This is a genomic window from Mucilaginibacter defluvii (assembly GCF_039543225.1).
GTDB lineage: Bacteria > Bacteroidota > Bacteroidia > Sphingobacteriales > Sphingobacteriaceae > Mucilaginibacter > Mucilaginibacter defluvii.
Genome location: NZ_BAABJI010000004.1, coordinates 154,961 through 174,487 on the forward strand (window position 1 = coordinate 154,961; position 19,527 = coordinate 174,487).

The 19,527-nt window shown below is 45.4% G+C and carries 15 protein-coding genes; 4 read left to right on the forward strand and 11 right to left on the reverse strand.

The genetic code is table 11. From position 1 onward, the window contains the following. Positions 1 to 49 precede the first annotated feature (49 nt). The 9 genes from ABD960_RS17635 to ABD960_RS17675 all read right to left on the reverse strand — a co-directional run bounded on the left by ABD960_RS17635 (position 50) and on the right by ABD960_RS17675 (position 12,741). Positions 50 to 1,936, reverse strand: coding sequence for a cytochrome c oxidase subunit I (locus tag ABD960_RS17635; protein ID WP_232178915.1), 1,887 nt, complete (start codon positions 1,934 to 1,936; stop codon positions 50 to 52). Between the two features lie 19 nt (positions 1,937 to 1,955). Further along, complete coding sequence (locus ABD960_RS17640) at positions 1,956 to 3,173, reverse strand: cytochrome c oxidase subunit II (protein WP_345333218.1); 1,218 nt, start codon at positions 3,171 to 3,173, stop codon at positions 1,956 to 1,958. A gap of 50 nt (positions 3,174 to 3,223) precedes the next feature. Further along, entirely contained in the window at positions 3,224 to 4,510 is a 1,287-nt protein-coding gene (locus ABD960_RS17645; protein ID WP_345333220.1) for a quinol:cytochrome C oxidoreductase, read from the reverse strand. A 12-nt stretch (positions 4,511 to 4,522) separates the two neighbouring features. Next, a complete protein-coding gene (locus ABD960_RS17650) occupies positions 4,523 to 5,098 on the reverse strand; it encodes a c-type cytochrome (protein WP_345333222.1) in 576 nt (191 codons plus the stop codon). Further along, positions 5,091 to 5,627 (reverse strand): DUF3341 domain-containing protein, encoded by a 537-nt coding sequence (locus tag ABD960_RS17655; protein WP_232178911.1) that lies wholly within the window; start codon positions 5,625 to 5,627, stop codon positions 5,091 to 5,093. The genes ABD960_RS17650 and ABD960_RS17655 overlap by 8 nt, the downstream gene beginning before the upstream one ends. Then, positions 5,627 to 7,102 carry an NrfD/PsrC family molybdoenzyme membrane anchor subunit gene (gene nrfD / locus ABD960_RS17660; RefSeq protein ID WP_232178910.1) on the reverse strand — a complete coding sequence of 492 codons (1,476 nt, stop codon included), beginning with the start codon at positions 7,100 to 7,102 and terminating at the stop codon, positions 5,627 to 5,629. The genes ABD960_RS17655 and nrfD overlap by 1 nt, the downstream gene beginning before the upstream one ends. Before the next feature lie 26 nt (positions 7,103 to 7,128). Beyond that, positions 7,129 to 10,197, reverse strand: coding sequence for a TAT-variant-translocated molybdopterin oxidoreductase (locus ABD960_RS17665; protein WP_345333226.1), 3,069 nt, complete (start codon positions 10,195 to 10,197; stop codon positions 7,129 to 7,131). 46 nt (positions 10,198 to 10,243) lie between these two features. After that, positions 10,244 to 11,503 carry a c-type cytochrome gene (locus ABD960_RS17670; RefSeq protein ID WP_345333228.1) on the reverse strand — a complete coding sequence of 420 codons (1,260 nt, stop codon included), beginning with the start codon at positions 11,501 to 11,503 and terminating at the stop codon, positions 10,244 to 10,246. A 254-nt stretch (positions 11,504 to 11,757) separates the two neighbouring features. After that, complete coding sequence (locus ABD960_RS17675) at positions 11,758 to 12,741, reverse strand: deoxyhypusine synthase family protein (RefSeq protein ID WP_345333230.1); 984 nt, start codon at positions 12,739 to 12,741, stop codon at positions 11,758 to 11,760. Positions 12,742 to 12,926: 185 nt separating this feature from the next. Here ABD960_RS17675 and ABD960_RS17680 point away from each other — a divergent pair, with 185 nt between their 5' ends. From ABD960_RS17680 to ABD960_RS17690, 3 genes are all read left to right on the forward strand, one after another. Beyond that, positions 12,927 to 14,063 carry a BamA/TamA family outer membrane protein gene (locus tag ABD960_RS17680; RefSeq protein WP_345333232.1) on the forward strand — a complete coding sequence of 379 codons (1,137 nt, stop codon included), beginning with the start codon at positions 12,927 to 12,929 and terminating at the stop codon, positions 14,061 to 14,063. A 144-nt stretch (positions 14,064 to 14,207) separates the two neighbouring features. Then, on the forward strand, positions 14,208 to 14,900 hold the full coding sequence (locus ABD960_RS17685) for an SIMPL domain-containing protein (protein WP_345333234.1): 693 nt from the start codon (positions 14,208 to 14,210) through the stop codon (positions 14,898 to 14,900). 107 nt (positions 14,901 to 15,007) lie between these two features. After that, complete coding sequence (locus ABD960_RS17690) at positions 15,008 to 15,919, forward strand: alpha/beta hydrolase (RefSeq protein WP_345333236.1); 912 nt, start codon at positions 15,008 to 15,010, stop codon at positions 15,917 to 15,919. Positions 15,920 to 16,046: 127 nt separating this feature from the next. Here the strand turns inward: ABD960_RS17690 and ABD960_RS17695 are convergent, their stop codons facing one another. After that, the gene (locus ABD960_RS17695) at positions 16,047 to 16,904 is read right to left on the reverse strand and encodes a transglutaminase-like domain-containing protein (protein ID WP_345333238.1); all 858 of its coding nucleotides are present in this window, start codon (positions 16,902 to 16,904) and stop codon (positions 16,047 to 16,049) included. Positions 16,905 to 16,945: 41 nt separating this feature from the next. Here ABD960_RS17695 and ABD960_RS17700 point away from each other — a divergent pair, with 41 nt between their 5' ends. Further along, the gene (locus ABD960_RS17700) at positions 16,946 to 17,731 is read left to right on the forward strand and encodes an O-methyltransferase (RefSeq protein ID WP_345333240.1); all 786 of its coding nucleotides are present in this window, start codon (positions 16,946 to 16,948) and stop codon (positions 17,729 to 17,731) included. A 494-nt stretch (positions 17,732 to 18,225) separates the two neighbouring features. On the opposite strand, the gene serS is transcribed toward ABD960_RS17700, so the two are convergent. After that, the gene (gene serS, locus ABD960_RS17705) at positions 18,226 to 19,497 is read right to left on the reverse strand and encodes a serine--tRNA ligase (RefSeq protein WP_345333242.1); all 1,272 of its coding nucleotides are present in this window, start codon (positions 19,495 to 19,497) and stop codon (positions 18,226 to 18,228) included. Positions 19,498 to 19,527: the final 30 nt, after the last annotated feature.

The window sequence follows — 19,527 nt, forward strand, 5'->3', positions numbered from 1 at the left end:
CCGGTACAGATACCCTAAAAAGATTAGATCAATATTGTGGAGAAGGCAATTATTTTACTTCTTCGTTAGATCTTTGTGTATTTGTCCATTTGTTGTGCTCTTCCAAACCGATCGGGTTATTTTCAAAATCGTGCGGCAGGTTCGAGCTCATAGTTTCAGAGTATGGTACTGTTTGAGGGATGAAATCCTCATCATGACCGGGCTTGCTGTAATCATATGGCCAGCGGTAAACGGTTGGTATTTCGCCAGGCCAGTTACCGTGGATACGCTCAACTGGAGTTGTCCATTCAAGTGTGTTTGAGTTCCATGGATTTTGAGGCGCTTTTTTACCGAAGAAGATCGAGTAAAAGAAGTTGAACAGGAACGCAACCTGTGCCACAGCCGCCATAATAGCCGCCCACGTGATAAAGGTGTTTACTGACAACCAACGCTCGAATGATTCAAACTCGGTGAAAGCGTAGTAACGGCGAGGTACACCATCCAGACCCATAAAGTGCATCGGGAAGAATACCAGGTAAGCACCGATAAAGGTGATCCAGAAGTGCAGGTAACCCAATTTCTCGTCCATTAAACGGCCGAACATTTTAGGGAACCAGTGGTAAACACCGGCAAGCATACCAAATATAGCTGCCGAACCCATTACCAGGTGGAAGTGAGCTACTACGAAGTAAGTATCGTGCAGGTTGATATCCAACGCGGCGTTACCCAGGTAGATACCTGTTAAACCACCAGAGATAAAGAATGATACCAGGCCGATAGCGAACATCATGGCCGGGGTAAAGCGAATGTTACCGCGCCATAGCGTTGCAAGATAGTTGAATGTTTTTACTGCTGATGGCACCGCGATGATCAGCGTAGTGATCATAAACACACCGCCCAGGAACGGGTTCATACCCGTAACGAACATGTGGTGACCCCAAACAATGAATGAAAGTACGGTAATACCTACCAGAGAGTAAACCATTGCATGGTATCCGAAAATCGGTTTACGTGAGTTAGTTGCGATGATCTCAGATGAAATACCCAGCGCTGGCATAATTACGATATAAACCTCAGGGTGACCCAGGAACCAGAACAAGTGCTGGAACAGGATAGGGCTACCACCTTCAAAAGGCTGAGGTACGCCACCCAATACAATGTCAGATAAATAGAAGCTGGTACCCACGCTACGGTCAAATATCAGCAGTACCACACCGGCAACCAATACCGGGAAGGCCAGGATGCCTAATATAGCAGTAAGGAAGAATGCCCAGATAGTTAACGGCATTTTCCAAAGGTCCATACCTTTTGTACGCATGTTTAACACTGTACTTACGTAGTTGATACCACCCATTAGTGATGAAGCTACGAAAAGCACCATACTTACCAGCCAGAAGGTCATACCCATATCTGAACCCGGCATTGCTTTTGGTAAAGCAGAAAGCGGCGGGTAGATCGTCCAACCCGGACCGGCAGGGCCTTTTTCAATAAAGAATGAACCCAGCATGATAACGCTCGCGGTAAAGAACAGCCAGTAAGAAAGCATGTTCATGAAAGGCGAAGCCATATCGCGTGCACCAATCTGTAAAGGGATAAGCAGGTTACTGAAAGTTCCGCTCAAACCGGCAGTTAGTACAAAAAATACCATGATAGTACCGTGGATGGTAACTAATGACAGGTAGAAGTTAGGATCCATGCGTCCTTCCGGAGCAAAACGGCCTAATAAGGTTTCCATTAAAGGGAATGCCTTGTCAGGGTAAGCCAGCTGAATCCTGAATAATATTGACAATATCATCGCGATAACTGCCATTAAAATACCTGTAATAAGGAATTGCTTGGCAATCATTTTATGATCCTGGCTGAAGATATATTTAGTCAGGAAAGTATCATGATGATGTTCGTGACCGTGTTCGTCGTGATGTACTCCGTGATGATCCTGAACTGATAATGTTGACATAATCGCTAATTCTTTTATATTAATTGTTTAATGCTAACCTATTTTCTGACTTCTCTTCTTTTTGCTTTGTTTCAGCAAATTTCAACTCTTTCTTCAATGCATCTGTCAGATAAGGTTTCTGCTGAGCAAGCCATGTTTGATACTCGGCCTCGGTAACCACACGTACAACTTTTTGCATGTTGTAATGGCCGCCACCGCATATTTTGTTGCAGTAAAGCAGGTATTCAAATTTGGCGTTGTCTTCTTTTGCTTTCATTTGGCGGCTTGTAACCGTTGGCGTGAATTTAAAGAAGGTAGGCAAGCCAGGTACCGCGTTTAGCTGCACACGGAAATGCGGCATGTAAACACTATGGATAACATCCTGAGCTTGTATATTTAAACGGATTGACTTATTAACCGGCACAACTAAAGTATCAGCAACTAAATCATCCATTGAGTGCTTGTCTTTAAAATCAACACCCACTTTGTTAGTACCGCTAACCAGTTTATAATTCATTTTACCAAGCTTTTGGTCTTTACCAGGATAACGTAGCTCCCAGGCAAACTGGTGGCCAACAACTTCAATATCAATAGAAGCTTTTTCACCTTCCGCATCAACGTGGTTGGTGATCTTTCTCCAGGTAGTAAAACCAAAAACTACTAATACCGTAAGTACAATTGCCGGAGCGATTGTCCACGCAGCCTCGATAGCATTATTATGCGGGTAATAAGTAGCCTTGCGCTTGTCAGAACCACGGTATTGAAACACAAAACCGAAAAGCAGTATTTGTGTAATGATAAACACAGTAACTGTAATGCCAAAGGTTACATAGAACATGGTGTCCAGTGATTCACCGTGTACCGATGCCGCTGATGGCAATATCATGGCGCCTTGTGTGGTGAATGACCAGTATGAACCATATAAACCAAGGATAAGGAACAACAGGAATAAGATACCTGTAATGTTGTTCCAGTTCATCGGCTTTTTGCCTTGTATCTGTTTGGTAAGATCATACACGCGCAGGATCTTGCCCACTATAGCAACTGCAAAACATACTACTAAAAATAGCAGAACATAATACAACGGACCTGCCCACACGCTTGGCTTATCGGCAGCGTTGGCAGCAGCTGCTGGCGCACCTTCGGCAGCTTTGGTTGTTGATTCAACCTGTGCCATTAGCACCTGGGTGCCAAAAAGGGTCAGCATCGCAAATAGCGAAAGTAATTTTTTAGAATTTATAAGTTTTTTGAATGCCATTTTACTGCTTTGTTTGGTATTCTGTAGTTTGAGTGCAAAGTTAACAATATTTATATGTGGTGGTGTAAGCTCTCCTCAATGAACGGATGTTTTTTAGGGAGAAGCGATTTAAACTTACTTAACGAATTGAACGTGAAGAAAGTAAGTAAACCAACAAAACCTACAGCGATAAATATTTCTTGGATGCCATACATATCCCAGATATGAACCTCATGGCCCGGGTGACGGTGGATAGTGCCCGGCATTACCATCAGGTAAAAATCAAGCCAGTGGCCGATCAGGATAACAATAGCGGTTAGCTTTAACCTGCCGCCTAAACGCTTAGCATCACGAGACATTAACAGTAACAATGGCGCCAGGAAGTTTAATACGATATTTAACCAGAACCACCATTTATACTCAGGCTCCCAACGTTTGTAGAAGTATACGGTTTCCTCAGGCATGTTGGCGTACCAGATCAGGAAGAACTGAGAGAACCAAACATATGTCCAGAATATAGAAAAGGCGAACATCAATTTACCCAAATCGTGCAGGTGGTTTTCAGTAACCCATTGCATGTAACCTTTATTACGCAGGTATAGTACAATTAACGTAATAACCGCCAAACCGCTTACGTGCATTGCTGCAAGGTTGTACCAGCCAAACATGGTTGAGAACCAGTGCGCTTCAAGAGACATCACCGTATCAAAAGCGAATATCGGGAAGGTAAAACCGAATATCACCAGGAATATACATGACATTTTGAAGCTCTTGTTGTAGTTGAACATGCCGCCCAACTCATCCTCATTAGTTGAGTATTTAACCAATAAGTGGCCAAATAATGAGTAAAGGAAGGTTAAGCCTACAATTACAACAAAAAAGAAAGGAACGTTCAGGAACGCTGATTTTCCGGCGATAAGCGCATCGTAATGCTCACTTTTGGGGTCGGTTAATCCGTGCGCTGCCCAGTGGCCATATAAATATGGCATTACCTCTTCGTGGCCCTCTTCGTTCACTACGGTGTGTGTAGTGAATAAGCCTGCTGCCGCTACTATAATTAATATTACTGCCGCAATTGGTAATACTTTGGCAATAGCTTGCGGTACACGCAGTATTGATGCTGACCAGCCGGCCTGAGCCACATACTGGTAAGCTAAAAAGAAAACAGCGGCTGTACATACACACGCAAAGTAATAGCTCATAAGCAATAGGTTACTGAATGTGCGCTGTATTGAATCGCCACCGGCCAGAAAACCGTAGGCAACTCCCACCACACCAATAACTATGGCTATTAAACTCCAGGTTTTTATCTTACCTGAAAATTCGTATCGTTCGTCAATACTTGTATGAGTACCCATTAATATAAAGTATTATAAAGTTTGTAAATGGTGAACATAGGCTACTACTTTCCAGCGCTCCTGCGGCGACAGTTGCGAAGCATAAGAACCCATAGCGTTTACACCGTAAGTGATTGTATGATAAATTTTACCATCGGTCAGGTCTTTCATGGCACCACCGCGTGATGACTGGCCTTTTGAGTACGATGGCGGCGCAGGATAACCGTGCGATACCACTAAACCATCGCCCTCGCCTGTTTTACCATGGCATGGCGAGCAAAAGTGCTCATATAGTATTTTGCCATCCTCAAAATTCTTTTTATTGGCCGGCAGCGGGTTTTTGGCAACAACGCTCGCGCTATCATAACCACCCCTGTCATTCGGGAAATCAAAACGCGTAAAGCCCACCGGAATAGTACCCTTTGGCGGCACCTGTGCTGTTTTACCATCGGCAAAGTTGGGGTTAGCCTGATCAGGATCATAGGCTATGTGCCTGTACATATTGGGAGCATATTCCCAACCGGTACTTCTCTTATCTCTGCACGAAGTAACTAATATAGATGCAGCGATAGAAATGGCTGTTATACCCAATATCTTAATTTTATTCATAGCTAACATACTTCCTTTCGTTATGCTTAATTTCAACAGCTCCAGCTTCTTTTAATAAATTGGTGATATCCTCGTGCGGAATGTTACCCTTAGCGTCAACGGCGATGATAAAACGGTCATCAGTAGCACGGAAGTCCATTACACGCGGAGCGCGGCCCGGGAACAGGTGTGTAGCAGCAAAAAAAGTAAACACCATACCAAACGCGGTCCAAAGAATAGTCCACTCGAAAGTGAACGGTACAAAAACCGGCATCGGGAAGTTTGGCTTACCGCCAATGTTCATCGGCCAGTCATGCACCAAAGTATAATAAACAATGCTGAATATCACCGAGGCACCCAGGCAGCCAAAGCAAAATGCTGCATAACCCAAGCGTGACTCTTTTACACCCAGTTTAGCTTCGATGCCGTGTATAGGCATAGGCGTATACACATCATAAATAGGGATGCTGTTTTTTTGTAGCTTCTCGATCCCGTGCATCATATCATCCGGATCGTCAAAATGACCTAATATAAATTTAGTGCTGCTCATTATTTTATTGTTTGGTAGTCTGCCAGGTCAACACTGTCATACTTCTTTAACGCATCTGTATAATCTTTCACTTGCTCCGGATCAAGGTGCCCTTCTGCAATCAGTTTCTTCTTAGCCTGCTCACTTGATGATTTCAGCAACAGTTTCACCTCGGCCATAGCCACTGAAGGCAGGAAGCGGATGAACAACAGGAACAAAGTGAAGAATAAACCGATTGAACCGATGAACACGCCTACGTCAACCCAGCTTGGATAGAACATTACCCAGCTTGACGGGATATAGTCACGGTGCAATGAGGTTACGATGATCACAAAACGCTCAAACCACATACCGATGTTTACTACGATGGAAAGTGCCCATGAGAACGGAATGCTGGTACGCAGCTTTTTAAACCAGAACAGCTGCGGAGAGATTACGTTACATGACATCATGCTCCAGTAAGCCCACCAGTACGGACCGGTTGCACGGTTAATGAAAGCGTATTGCTCATATTCAACACCTGAATACCAGGCTATGAAGAACTCGGTTAAGTAAGCCACACCTACGATAGAACCTGTAAGAGTAATGATCTTGTTCATTGACTCGATGTGAAACATCGTGATATAATTTTCAAGGCCTAATACTTTACGGGTAACCAGCAAAAGGGTTTGTACCATGGCGAAACCAGAGAAAATCGCACCCGCAACGAAGTACGGCGGGAAGATGGTGGTGTGCCATCCCGGTTCAAGCGAAGTAGCAAAGTCAAATGATACGATGGTGTGTACCGAAAGTACCAGTGGCGTTGATATACCTGCAAGAATCAATGATACGGTTTCAAAACGCTGCCAGGTTTTTACCGAACCTGTCCAGCCGAATGACAATATCGAGTAGATACGACGGCGAAGGCCGGGTACCGCACGGTCGCGGATTGAAGCGATATCAGGTAATAGACCGGTGTACCAGAATACTAACGATACCGAGAAATAAGTTGAGATCGCGAATACGTCCATCATCAGCGCCGAGTTCCAGTTTACCCAAAGCACATACTGGTTTGGCAGCGGCAAAGTAAAGTAAGCTAACCAGGGGCGGCCCATGTGCGCTACGATATAAGTAGCGGCGCAAACTACCGCGAAGATGGTCATCGCCTCAGCAGAGCGGTTAATGGAGTTACGCCAGTTTTGACGGAACAGTAACAATACCGCCGAGATAAGCGTACCGGCGTGGCCGATACCTACCCACCATACGAAGCCGGTAATGTCCCAAGCCCAACCTACGGTTTTGTTAAGGCCCCACTCGCCTAAACCATACCAAAATGTAAGGCTTATACTAACTACCCAAAGCAAAGCACCTAATACTGATACCACGAAACCTATCCACCAGGCTTTGTTTGGCTTATTTTCTACAGGGAGTAAAACCTCATTAGTTATCTGGGCATAGGTAATATTCTTGCCCGTAATTAATGGTTCCCTGATTATTGATTCACTGTGAGATGCCATATATATTTATATCTCTTTTGTAATAATTAAGCTAATTCGTTTTCAATAGTGTTCCTAACCTTAACCTGGTAGCCAATACCCGGTTGTACGTTAAGCTCCTGTAACACGTAGTAAGTTCTCTCGCTCTTAAGTGCTTTTGAAAGCTCTGAGTTAGGATCATTAGCATTACCGAATATGATGGCGTTCGCTGTACAGGTTTGCTGGCAAGCCACTTTGATCTCACCATCTGTAAGCGGGCGTTTTTCAATCTTAGCTTTCAGTTTACCGGCTTGTATACGTTGTACGCACATTGAGCATTTCTCCATTACACCACGGAAACGGGTAGTAACGTCAGGGTTTAACACCAGTTGAGTATGCTCATTTTGCAGGTAGTTATCAAAACGTGAATCGTTCCAGTAGTTAAACCAGTTAAAGCGGCGTACTTTGTAAGGGCAGTTGTTAGCGCAGTAACGTGTACCTACGCAACGGTTGTAAGCCATCTGGTTCAAACCCTCTGATGAGTGTACGGTAGCCAGTACCGGGCAAACGGTTTCGCACGGAGCGTGATCGCAATGCTGGCAAAGCATTGGCTGGTGTACTACGGTTACGTAATCTAAGTTATCCAGCTCGGCAATTTCCTTCTCTTTGGTAACCATGCCTGTTTCCTCGTCGGCTTCGGCCTTACCGTTTTTCTCATAGCTGTAGTAACGGTCAATACGGATCCAGTGCATCTCGCGGCGGCGGCGAACCTCATCTTTACCTACTACCGGAATGTTATTCTCGGCGCTGCAGGCTACTATACAAGCACCGCAACCGGTACAAGCGTTAAGGTCAATAGCCATTTTCCAGTCGTAAACCGGGCGCTCGTGGGCTTCCCACAGATCGTATGTTTTATGTTCCTTACCGTGGTCGGTACCTGCGGCAGGGTCTTTTAAGTACTCTTTTAATGATACCTCGCGGATCACGTCACGACCTTCGTATGAATGGTGTGTTTGCGTTTGCGCAAGTGGCGATACATCACCTGTTTTTGAAATGGTAGCTACCAGTGTTCTGCCAACCGTACCATTGCTGAAGCTGGCGAAAGGATAAGCGTTTTTACCCACGCTGTTACCCACAAGGCCTGAATGTGTACGGCCATAACCAACAGCTATTGATACTGTACCCTGTGCCTGGCCTGGTTGTAACAACACCGGCAATTCAACCGAGTAACCGTTAGCTTCAATTTTAACTACATCGCCTTCTTCAACACCAAGCTTTTCAGCGTGCTTTGGTGCCAGTGCGGCATAGTTATCCCAGGTAACTTTTGATACCGGGTCAGGCAGCTCCTGTAACCATGGATTGTTGGCATAGCTACCGTCACCTATCGCGGTGTTCAGGTAAAGCTGAACCTCAATTTTATCATCGCCGCTGGCTGCAAGCTTAGCACTGTTTGCAGCTATCAGCTGGGCAGCAGCGCCAACGTTGGCAGCGTTAGTTACCGGAGCGGCAGCTTTAGGGGCTACTTTAACAAAACCTGTTTGTAACAAAGTCTCCCAACCGCTTTGGCCTGACAGACCGCCTAAAGTAAGCAGGTTGCTGATCCAGTTATTACGAACGTAAGCGTAATAATCAGTGGTAGCATTTTCGCTCCAGATCAGCAGGCTTTGCTCAGCCTGGCGTGTGTTATATACCGGATTGATGGTTGGCTGCATGATGGTGTAGTAACCTAATACGGCGTTATCATCACCCCACGACTCGAGGTAGTGGTGGTTCGGCGCTATAACAGTACACAGATCAGCAGTTTCATCTTTCTGTCCGGCAAAAGAAACTTTAAGCTTGATTTTGCTTAATGCCTCTTTTACTTCTTTAGTATTAAAATAATCATAAGCAGGGTTAGCGTTCAGGAAGATGGCTGCACCAACTTCGCCGCGTTTTGCTTCGTTTAAAAAGGCTACGAATTGTGCATCGTTACCTTTGTATTGATTTGATGGATTATCCAGATCGATAGTAGTGCCATAGCTGCCCAACAATGTGTTGATAGCGTTTGCGACAACCTGGTTAGCTACCTCGTTTGAACCTGCTACTACAAGTGCCTTACCTTTAGCGGCAAGTAATTCCTTAGCAGCAAGTGTAACAGCTGTAGCTGCTTTGGCGTTTTCCAGTTTTTTAGTACCCGGCAATGTAGTGCCCGAAATAGCGTTGTATAAAGCTATCAGTACTAAACCTTCTTCAGATACTTTAACCGGGATACGGGCATCGGCGTTAGTACCGGTGATGCTCATGCCGCTTTCAAACTGAATATGGCGCGACATCTTTTTAGACTCAAGCGCCTTGCTGCCGCGGTTTGATACGTATTGCTTGGTGAACTCCTCGCCTGAGATCCATGAACCCAGGAAGTCGGCACCAACGCTAACAATCACGTCAGCCTTGTCAAAATTATAGTGAGGCAATACTGCTTTACCAAAGCTTTGCTGATTAGCCTGAATGATACCTGTGTATGAAAAAGCGTCGTAATTGATATGAGCCGCGGCCGGATATTTAGCTACGAAATCATTAATAACCGCCTGGGTTGACGGGCTATGAACAGTTGCGCTGATAATACGGATTTTTTTGCCGCCTGCCTGCGCTGCCGCAAGCTGTTGCTTAACAAAGCTATCAATCGCATCCCAACCGGCATCGCCACCATCCATTTGCGGATCTTTAAGGCGGTTGGTATCATACAGGTCAAGTACTGATGCCTGTGCCTGTGCGCTCAAACCACCACCGGCTAAAAGGTCGCCGGGGTTACCTTCAACTTTAATAGGGCGGCCTTCGCGGGTTTTAACCAGGATGGCGTGACCATTGTAAGTTGAAGTATAATAGTTAGCCACACCCGGAGTTACCTCCTCTGGTTTTATAAGGTATGGTATTGATTTATGAACAGGAACTTTTTGGCAGGCAGCCAGTGTAACGGCACCCACGCCAAAGCCCAGCGCTTTAAGGAAATCACGGCGCGGAGTTCTTGAGGCAAGGCCTGCACCGCTCAACACTTCCTCAATCGGAAGCGGCTCAGCAAACTCATGCTTGTTTTTCTCAACAAATTCCGGCGTTCTGTTTAGCTCTTCTAAACCTTTCCAGTATTTTTTATTGCTATCCATTTAAGCTATATAAACTGTAATTGCTAAGTTTTAAATCTCTGTGATATTAATAGTGGCACTTAGAGCACTCTAAACCACCCATTACGGCTGCAGATACCTTCTGACCTTTTTTGATCATGTCATGTACCTGAGTCATCTTATCATAATACGCGTTGCCTTTAAAGTTAACCTCGGTACGTTTGTGGCACTGTATACACCATTTCATGGTCAGTGGCGAGTACTGGTAAACTTCAGACATGGTTTCGATAGGACCGTGGCATTGCTGACATTTTACACCGCCAACTACTACGTGTTGTGAGTGGTTGAAGTAAGCAAAATCAGGCAGGTTGTGTATACGTACCCATTGTATCGGCTTAGCCTTAGTGGTATCGTAAGTACCTTTATCCGGATCGTAACCCAGGGCATCGTAAATTTTGTGTATCTCCGGCGATTCGGTTTTAACCACCTTGTGGCAGTTCATACAAACGTTAAGCGACGGGATCGAAGCGTTTTTTGATTTGTACGCGCCCGAGTGGCAGTACTGGCAATCAATCTTCATGGCACCGGCGTGAAGCTCGTGCGAGTATTTGATAGGCTGTACCGGTTGGTAACCCTGGTGCATGTTGGTGTTCCACATGGTTACCCAGCTCCAGCTGCCCATGGCGGTAGCGCCGCAAAGCACTATAAAGAATACCAGCTTTTTATTTTTTAGCAGCTTTTTAACGCCGGCCAAACGATCAACAGGCTCACCTTCAACTTCCGCCTCTTCCTCAATTACCAGGTTTTTGTTTTTAAGCAACAGGCGCTCTAAAGTGCCAATTACCTTGTTCAACACCAGGATAACAATGAAAGCGATAACGATAACACCGATCAAACCCCAGATAAGCAAGCTGCTTGGGCCGGTTTCGGCAGGCACTTTGGTTGGATCTACTGGTTTTTCCTGTGATTTTTTGTAAGCATCACGAGCGTAAGCGATAATGTCGGTAACATCAGCGTCAGACAGCTCTGGGAAAGCCGTCATCGGAATCTGATTGTACTCATTGTAAATCTTGATCGCTTTTTCGTTTTTAGCAGCAATCAGCGCCTGGCTGTTCTGTATCCACTTGATCAGGTACGCATCGTCAGTTTCCGAAGTGATCTGTGGACCCAAAGCCGGGCCTACCAGCTTCGATTCGATCTTGTGACAGGCAGTACACTTGGCTTTAAAAATAGTTTCACCCTTTGCAGGGTCGCCCTGAGCGTTGGCCGCAGTGGTCAGCGCTGTAAGGCCCGCAAGCAGTAAAACCGTTCTCGAAAATTGTTTAAATAGTAATGAGATATTTCTCATAAAGCGTGTTTATGCTGAATTATATTTATTAATATTTTAAAAACCGGCGGCATTTAGTGCCGTTTATCCAATTTTTACAGCCACAAAAGTAAAATTTATTACAGTATGGCTGACAAAGAAATGACAGTTATCAACAATTTATAATCGTTCTAAACAAGATAAAAAACGCCTTTTTGAAGCTGTTTTACCATTTTTTTATTATGAGTGTTGATAAACACCCATTCAGTTGATAAAAATCATTTTTGATTTTTTGTTTATTGTTTTAATATCCACGCAAAAATAAGTGGTGCAACAATCGTCGCGTCAGACTCTACGATAAATTTAGGCGTGTTGATATCCAGCTTACCCCAGGTTATCTTCTCGTTAGGTACCGCGCCTGAGTATGAACCGTATGAAGTGGTCGAGTCAGATATCTGGCAGAAGTAGCTCCAGAACGGAATGTTTTCCATCTCCATATCCTGGTAAAGCATCGGTACAACACATATCGGGAAGTCGCCCGCTATACCGCCGCCAATCTGGAAAAAGCCGATACCCTTGCCTTCGGAGTTCTTTACATACCAGTCGGCCAGCCAGGCCATGTACTCAATACCACTTTTCATCGTAGTGGCTTTTATTTCGCCTTTTATTACGTACGAAGCGAAGATGTTGCCCATGGTTGAGTCTTCCCATCCCGGTACAACAATCGGCAGGTTCTTTTCAGCCGCCGCCAGCATCCATGAATTTTTCGGGTCGATCTCGTAATATTGCTCCAGCTCGCCGCTCAGCAATATCTTATACATGTATTCGTGCGGAAAGTAGCGCTCACCTGCGGTATCGGCATCTTTCCATATTTTGTGTATGTGCTTTTGCAGACGACGGAAGGCTTCTTCTTCGGGGATACAGGTATCGGTAACGCGGTTGTAATGGTTCTCTAACAAATCCCACTCATCCTGCGGACTAAGGTCGCGGTAGTTAGGTACGCGTTTGTAGTGCGAGTGCGCCACCAGGTTCATAATATCCTCCTCAAGGTTGGCACCTGTGCACGATATAATGTCTATTTTATCCTGACGGATCATTTCGGCCAGCGATATTCCCAACTCGGCAGTACTCATGGCACCGGCAAGGGTAACCATCATTTTACCGCCTTCGGTTAAATGGGTTTCATATCCTTTGGCAGCATCAACCAATGCGGCAGCATTAAAATGCAGGTAATTCTTCTCGATAAATTGAGATATCGGGCCTCTTGCTTCTGTACTCATGATGGTTACTTGTTAATTTTTTGCAAAAGTAGCTATTTTGTTGAGATGCGTATTTTAAAATTCTGAATTCCGCGCAGAGCGGTTTTGTATTATAATGATAACATCATTTTAAGCAACCCTTAAAACAAAACAAGGTTTTGCTGTTATAATAAATTCGCATCTTAGCGGCACCTTTATCTTTACTGATGAAAAGAGTTTTAATAGCGCTCATGCTGATGATGGGCCTGCAACCGGCCTCTGCGCAAATGCGTTTTTTGCCAAAATTTGTACGTAAAATGCTGTTTGAGCAGGACAGCAGCAAACACAGCAGCTTTTTTATTCTACCTGTAATCAGCTCCGCGCCCGAAACCGGCTTTGAGGGCGGCGGCTCCGCACTTTATTCTTTTTATACCGATACCCTTAACGAGGGCACCCGGGTATCAAACATATTTGGCTATGCTACCGTAACCACCAAAGGGCAAAGCCGCTTTAGCCTGAGTACCAACTACTGGACGCCGCAGAATAAATACCACTACACGGCTACCATCAGCTACATCAACTTTCCGTTTGATTACTTTGGAACCGGCAACGAGACCAACAAAGCCAACCTCGACCGCCTCGGCCAAAAACGCCTGCGTATAAACCTTACTGCCGAAAAGCGTGTAAGCAAGAACATCTATCTGGGCTTAGCGGCAGGCGGGCTTGATTATAAGTTTACCGATAAAGAGCCAGGCGGCATTTACCAAAACCTGCAACGCTCAGAACAACCAGGCGGCGGCAGCATACTATTTGCGGGGCCAAGTTTTGTGTTTGACGACCGTAATAACAACACCTACACCACAAAGGGAGCCGTAGTGACTGCCTATTTTAACTTTATGAAGGGCATGTTCAGCAATAACGATTACCGCGGCGGCCTGTTCAATATTGAGTATGCGCAGTTTTTCCCGATCAGTAAAAAACTCGTTTTAGGCTTCAATGCGCAGGAGCAGAGTCTGGTTGGCGCGCGCGAGCCGTTTTACCTGCTGCCAACTTTGGGTAATGATGAAATTATGCGCGGCTACTACAATGGCCGCTTTCGCGACAGAAACCTGATTGCCGCGCAAACCGAATTGCGCTATCGCATAAGTAACCGTTTTGGTATTGTGGGCTTTGGCGGCGCAGGCAAGGTTTTTAATAACTCCTTTAATTTTGACGGACTAAAGCCTAGCTACGGCCTGGGCGGCCGCTACTTTTTTGATGTGGAGAAAGGCCTCAGCATGCGCGTTGATTACGCCCTTGGCGAAAAGCGCCCCGGCGAAAGCAGGCAAAGCGGCTTATACCTTAGCCTGGCCGAAGCTTTTTAATATAAGAAATGCATTCACAAAACACACTTCACCCCGCGGGGATTTAGGAGTGATAAAACCTTATAACCATTGTAATGTTTTTGTTGCATGTTGCACTTTACGTGCAATCTCCGTCTATAGCTATAAATATATATACATACGATCATGAAGAAATTAATGATGATGGTGGCCTTTTTTGCCGCAACATATGGAGCCTTTGCTCAAACTGCCGATTTGCGCCGTAAAATAGAAGTTACCGGCATTGCCGAAAAAGAAGTAACACCGGATATTATCAATGTATCTGTATCATTACGGGAGTACATGGACGGTAAGAAAAAGATCAGCATAAGCGAACTGGAAAAACAATTGGAGAAGGCGGTAGCTGCCGCAGGCGTTGCTAAAGAAGATTTTACCGTTAACAACGTTTCCAGCTGGAATATGGCTACCGAAAAGAAGAAAAACCCCGACTTTTTGGTAAGCAAACAATACAGCATCAAGTTTCGCGAGCTGAATAAATACAACCAGATATTAAGCAAGATTGATCCGAAAGGCATCCAGTCAACCAATATCGACAGCTACGACTACTCGAAAATTAACGAGCTGAAAAAGGAACTGAAAATACAGGCCCTGTTATCAGCTAAAGAAAAAGCCACTTACCTGGTAACTGCGTTGGGCGATAAGCTGGGCGGTGTGATCAACATATCTGAAACAGATAATAGCAGCTTTCCGCAGGCGCGCATGTATGCCAACATGAGCATGAGGGGTGCCGCCGAAGCGGGCGACGTAGCCGAATCAGACATCGACTTTAAAAAGATAAAGCTGAGCTTTCAGATCAATGCTGTGTTCGAGATCAAGTAATTTAGATAACTATACAAAAAGCAAAGGCGGCTTCCTTAACCGGAGCTGCCTTTTTTTGTAAGCGGCTTAACAAATAAAATAAATATATTTGATGATTAACCTTTATTATGAAAATACTTGCCTTACCCTTATTTGTATTGCTGGCTGTGAATGTATTTGCACAAAAACAAACCCCCATAACGCTATACCCTGATGGTGCCCCGGGCGCAAAATCCACCCCCAAAACCTATCAGGAAAAATTAGAGAATGGCAGCTGGATATTAAAGGTAAGCACACCAACACTCACCCCCTACTTACCTGCAGCAGGTACGGCCAATGGTACTGCAGTTATTGTGCTGCCGGGTGGTGGCTACGCCGGTTTGGCATCGGCACACGAGGGTGAGGCCATAGCGCGTGAGTTTAACAAGATTGGCGTTACCGCATTTTTGCTAAAATACCGCCTGCCCAGTGATTCCATCATGACGGATAAAAAGATAGGGCCACTGCAGGATGTGCAGCGAGCCATACAAATAGTACGTGAGCGCGCTGCCGAGTGGAAGATAAACCCTGACAGGATAGGCATCATTGGCTTTTCGGCCGGTGGACACCTGGCCTCAACCGCTATTACGCATTTTCAAAAAGCAGTTATCCCGAATAAAAACAACACTAATCTGCGCCCCGATTTCGGGATGCTGATATATCCGGTGATCAGCTTTGGAGAGTTTACCCATCAGGGCTCAAAAGAAAACCTGATCAGCAAAAACCCGGCTCCCGAACTGGTTAACGAATTCAGCAACGAGCTGCAGGTTACGACCCAGACACCGCCAACGTTTTTAATACATGCCGAGGATGATACCGTAGTGCCCGTTCAAAACAGTTTGCTGTTTTACAATGCCTTACTTGCCAACAAAATAAAGGCTGAGATGCACCTATACCCGGCAGGCGGGCACGGTTTCGGCTTGGTAAACCCAACCACTAAAGAGCTTTGGTTCAGCAGCCTTACCAACTGGATGGCCGCCAACGGCTGGCTGGGTAAGTGAGTTGGTGAATGGTGAGTGGTCAGCAGTGATTGGTGAGTAGTATTACGGTTTTAGCTTGTAATTAAAATCTATTAAAAAAAGCCTACCATTCACCAATCACAATTCACTACTGACTACTGACCACTCACTATTCTACAATCTCCAGCAGTTCGTTCAATTCGTCAACCTTATCGGTTGAGCCTAACTGCTCGTACGCGCTGATGAGGTTGCGTATTACGCGTTTAATAATTTCGGTATTTGAGCAGGGCTCGTAAAATTGCTTATCGGGCATTAGTTTCAACTGCTTTAAAAACATATCCACATCGCGCCGGCCGAATATAAAACCCTTGTTAAAGGCGTTTATGTAAAAGAGTATGCCGCTTTCAAACTCGCTTTGCATGCCCTCATCCAGGTAAGCCAATATAAAATGCTGCGGCAGGTTAACGCCATACACCGGTATATCAAGCTTTTGGGCTATAATGGAATAAATTATAGCGAGTGATATCTGGTTACCTTTTTTGGTTTCGAGCACCTGGCTAATGTAACTGTTCTGCGGATCCTGGTGATTGGTGGTATTGCCGCTAAAGCCGTATATATTATAAAATACATGGTTAATCAGCTTCACCTGCTCAACCGGGCTGCCCTCGTTCATCATTTGCAGCCATATATCTCGCTTAATAGCTTCTATCTGGTTAATTACCTTTTGTTCATCAAGGTCGGGGTACTGGTAGCGGTTTATTATGAGTGCCCCCTGTAGCAAGTCGAACGCGCCGCTGTGTATCCACAATTTAAGATCGTTTTTTAACTGGCCAAACTGAATTTCGTGCACCAGGTTGGCAATTCGCTCCTGTAAAAGCGGATCAAAAGCCTCGGTAAAAGCAGTTTCAAGCGGTTCTATCGCGCTGCCACCTAATGATAGCAACTTATCATGCACATGCTCAAATACCTCTGCGTCCGGGTCGTCGAGCAATTTTATTAATGAGTTTATTTCGGATGTATTTAACATGCTTATCAGTAAAGTATTACTATTTATCTATTTTTACAACCATGTTCAACATAAGGTTTGCGGCCGACTACCTGCGGCATCGTTTTAAAGCAAAAACCCGCCATGGTATCCACTCCCCTTTTGTGTACCAACTGGTTGATAAGGTAATATACGATTTTGAGCCCAAAAAAGTGTACGCCGATATAGAGCAGGTTCGTAAACATTTACTTGCCGATGACCGGACCATCACCGTTACCGACCTTGGCGCCGGTTCGCATGTAAACAACAACAAGCAGAAACACATCAGCCAGATTGCCAAGAACGCGCTTAAACCACCAAAGCTCGCTCAGCTATTGTACCGCCTGGCTGCCTATACCAACCCGGATAGCATTATTGAACTGGGCACCTGCCTTGGCGTTACCACGCTTTACCTGCAACAAGCCGCGCCCGAAGCCCAGGTACACACGCTCGAGGGTTGCCCGCAAACGGCGGCAGTGGCCGGGCAGCAATTCGCCGGTCAAAAGCTGGATAACATTGCCCTAACCGTAGGCAACTTTGATGATACGCTTTACAACGTAATTAACAGTTTGCCAAAACTTGATTTTGTGTTTGTGGATGGCAACCACCAAAAGGACGCTACACTGCGCTATTTTGAATGGTGCCTGCCGCATGTGCACGAAGACACCCTGCTGATTTTTGATGATATTTACTGGAGCGAAGGCATGAAAGAAGCTTGGGCACAAATAAAAGCACACCCGCAGGTAACCGCTACGGTCGATCTGTTTTGGATTGGGCTGGTTTACTTCAAAAAAGGGCAGGCTAAAGAAGATTTTCTGATAAAGTTTTAAACGACACTTCACCCGGCTCCTTTCTGAGGAGAGGAAGTCGAACATATGAATTAAAATACACAGATCGTTAAACAACTAAATTCCGGCATCAGTAATACCCGGAGTACACAAACTGCGGCAAAGCACAACCTTTAACCGGGTAGGACGCAGCCGGCAGTTTTGCTTCTTTTGTCTGCACAAAAGAAGTTGAGGACAAGTAACGAAGCGATTTTAAGATAGTGCTATTGTTAGGTTGTTGTGCTTTTATTATCGTTAGCCTGCTCTTGGGTGCAGGGCCCGGTTAATTCCCTTGGTGCGAAAGTAACCAAACATCAAGCCGGAAAAAACCTTCGGCCGCACTGGCCATAAACTCGGCCCGGTTTTCCGGCAGGCCAACGCTCTTTTTTAATCTCAACTGTCATTTCAAACGAGGCACGAGCGAGAAATCTGCTGCTTGATTATGAATGCGGATAGATTTCTCGCTATCGCATCGAAATGACAGCAAAAGTTAAATATTAATTTATCCAGTCAAACTTAGTATAAGGAACCAATACTTCCGGTATTTTAATACCTTCTTCTGTTTGATTATTTTCTAATAGCGTAGCTACTATACGCGGCAAGGCCAGTGCGCTGCCATTTAGCGTGTGAGCCAACTGCGTTTTGCCCTCGGCGTTACGGAAACGCAGTTTAAGGCGGTTGCTCTGGAAGGTTTCAAAGTTTGATACAGATGATACTTCCAGCCAGCGTTGTTGGGCCGCGCTCCAGGTTTCCATATCATACGTTAACGCTGATGCAAAACCCATGTCGCCACCGCATAAACGCAGCACCCGGTATGGCAGACCAAGCTTTTGCAGCAAACCTTGCACGTGTGCGCTCATTTCTTCCAACACACTATAAGAGTTATCCGGATGTACCACCTGTACTATTTCTACCTTATCGAACTGGTGCAGGCGGTTAAGGCCGCGTACATGTGCACCGTATGAGCCCGCCTCACGGCGGAAACATGGCGTATAGCCGCAGTTTTTAACCGGCAATTCGTCGCCTTTTAATATCACATCACGGTACAGGTTGGTTACTGGTACCTCGGCGGTGGGTATCAGGTACAGGTTATCAATACCTGCATGATACATCTGGCCCTCCTTATCAGGTAACTGGCCGGTGCCGAAGCCCGATGTCTCATTAACCAGTAACGGAACAATCACCTCGCTGTAACCACCCTTTTCGGCCTCATCTAAAAAGAAGCTGATCAGCGCGCGCTGCAGTTTGGCGCCTTTACCTTTATATACCGGAAAACCGGCGCCGGTAATTTTAACACCCAGTTCAAAGTCAATTAAGTTATATTTTGCGGCCAGTTCCCAATGTGGCAAAGCGTTGCCTGGTAGCTCCGGCTTGGTGCCGTGCTCTAACACGATCTCATTTTCTTCCGGCGTTAAGCCTTTGGGTACCGAGCTGTGCGGCAGGTTAGGCAATAGTACCAGCTTTTGCTGCAGTTCGGCCTCAAGGGCGGCAAGCTGCTCGCCGTATTGCTTAATATCTTCCTTCCATTTACCGGTACTGGCTTTAATGGCTTCGGCTTCTTCTTTTTGCCCGGTACGCATCAGCTCACCAATTTTTTTGGCGGCGGCATTTGCTTCGGCGGATACACTGTCTGACAGGTTTTGGGTTTGCCTGCGTTTTTCGTCAAGCTCAATAATGTTGTCAACCAGTTCGGGCTGCTTAAAATTTTTAACAGCCAGGCGTTCCAGCACTTGTTCCCTGTTCTCGCGGATGTAATTTACCTGAAGCATTTTCTATTTATATGATTTTTGGCAAAGATA

Coding starts and splice junctions, on each gene's coding strand:
- ABD960_RS17635 (WP_232178915.1), bottom strand. CDS start 1,936: ATGTCAACATTATCAGTTCAGGATCATCACGGAGTACATCACGACGAA.
- ABD960_RS17680 (WP_345333232.1), top strand. CDS start 12,927: ATGAAAAGAGTTTTAATAGCGCTCATGCTGATGATGGGCCTGCAACCG.
- ABD960_RS17690 (WP_345333236.1), top strand. CDS start 15,008: ATGAAAATACTTGCCTTACCCTTATTTGTATTGCTGGCTGTGAATGTA.
- nrfD (WP_232178910.1), bottom strand. CDS start 7,102: ATGGCATCTCACAGTGAATCAATAATCAGGGAACCATTAATTACGGGC.
- ABD960_RS17655 (WP_232178911.1), bottom strand. CDS start 5,627: ATGAGCAGCACTAAATTTATATTAGGTCATTTTGACGATCCGGATGAT.
- serS (WP_345333242.1), bottom strand. CDS start 19,497: ATGCTTCAGGTAAATTACATCCGCGAGAACAGGGAACAAGTGCTGGAA.
- ABD960_RS17670 (WP_345333228.1), bottom strand. CDS start 11,503: ATGAGAAATATCTCATTACTATTTAAACAATTTTCGAGAACGGTTTTA.
- ABD960_RS17700 (WP_345333240.1), top strand. CDS start 16,946: ATGTTCAACATAAGGTTTGCGGCCGACTACCTGCGGCATCGTTTTAAA.
- ABD960_RS17645 (WP_345333220.1), bottom strand. CDS start 4,510: ATGGGTACTCATACAAGTATTGACGAACGATACGAATTTTCAGGTAAG.
- ABD960_RS17650 (WP_345333222.1), bottom strand. CDS start 5,098: ATGAATAAAATTAAGATATTGGGTATAACAGCCATTTCTATCGCTGCA.
- ABD960_RS17675 (WP_345333230.1), bottom strand. CDS start 12,741: ATGAGTACAGAAGCAAGAGGCCCGATATCTCAATTTATCGAGAAGAAT.
- ABD960_RS17695 (WP_345333238.1), bottom strand. CDS start 16,904: ATGTTAAATACATCCGAAATAAACTCATTAATAAAATTGCTCGACGAC.
- ABD960_RS17685 (WP_345333234.1), top strand. CDS start 14,208: ATGAAGAAATTAATGATGATGGTGGCCTTTTTTGCCGCAACATATGGA.
- ABD960_RS17665 (WP_345333226.1), bottom strand. CDS start 10,197: ATGGATAGCAATAAAAAATACTGGAAAGGTTTAGAAGAGCTAAACAGA.
- ABD960_RS17640 (WP_345333218.1), bottom strand. CDS start 3,173: ATGGCATTCAAAAAACTTATAAATTCTAAAAAATTACTTTCGCTATTT.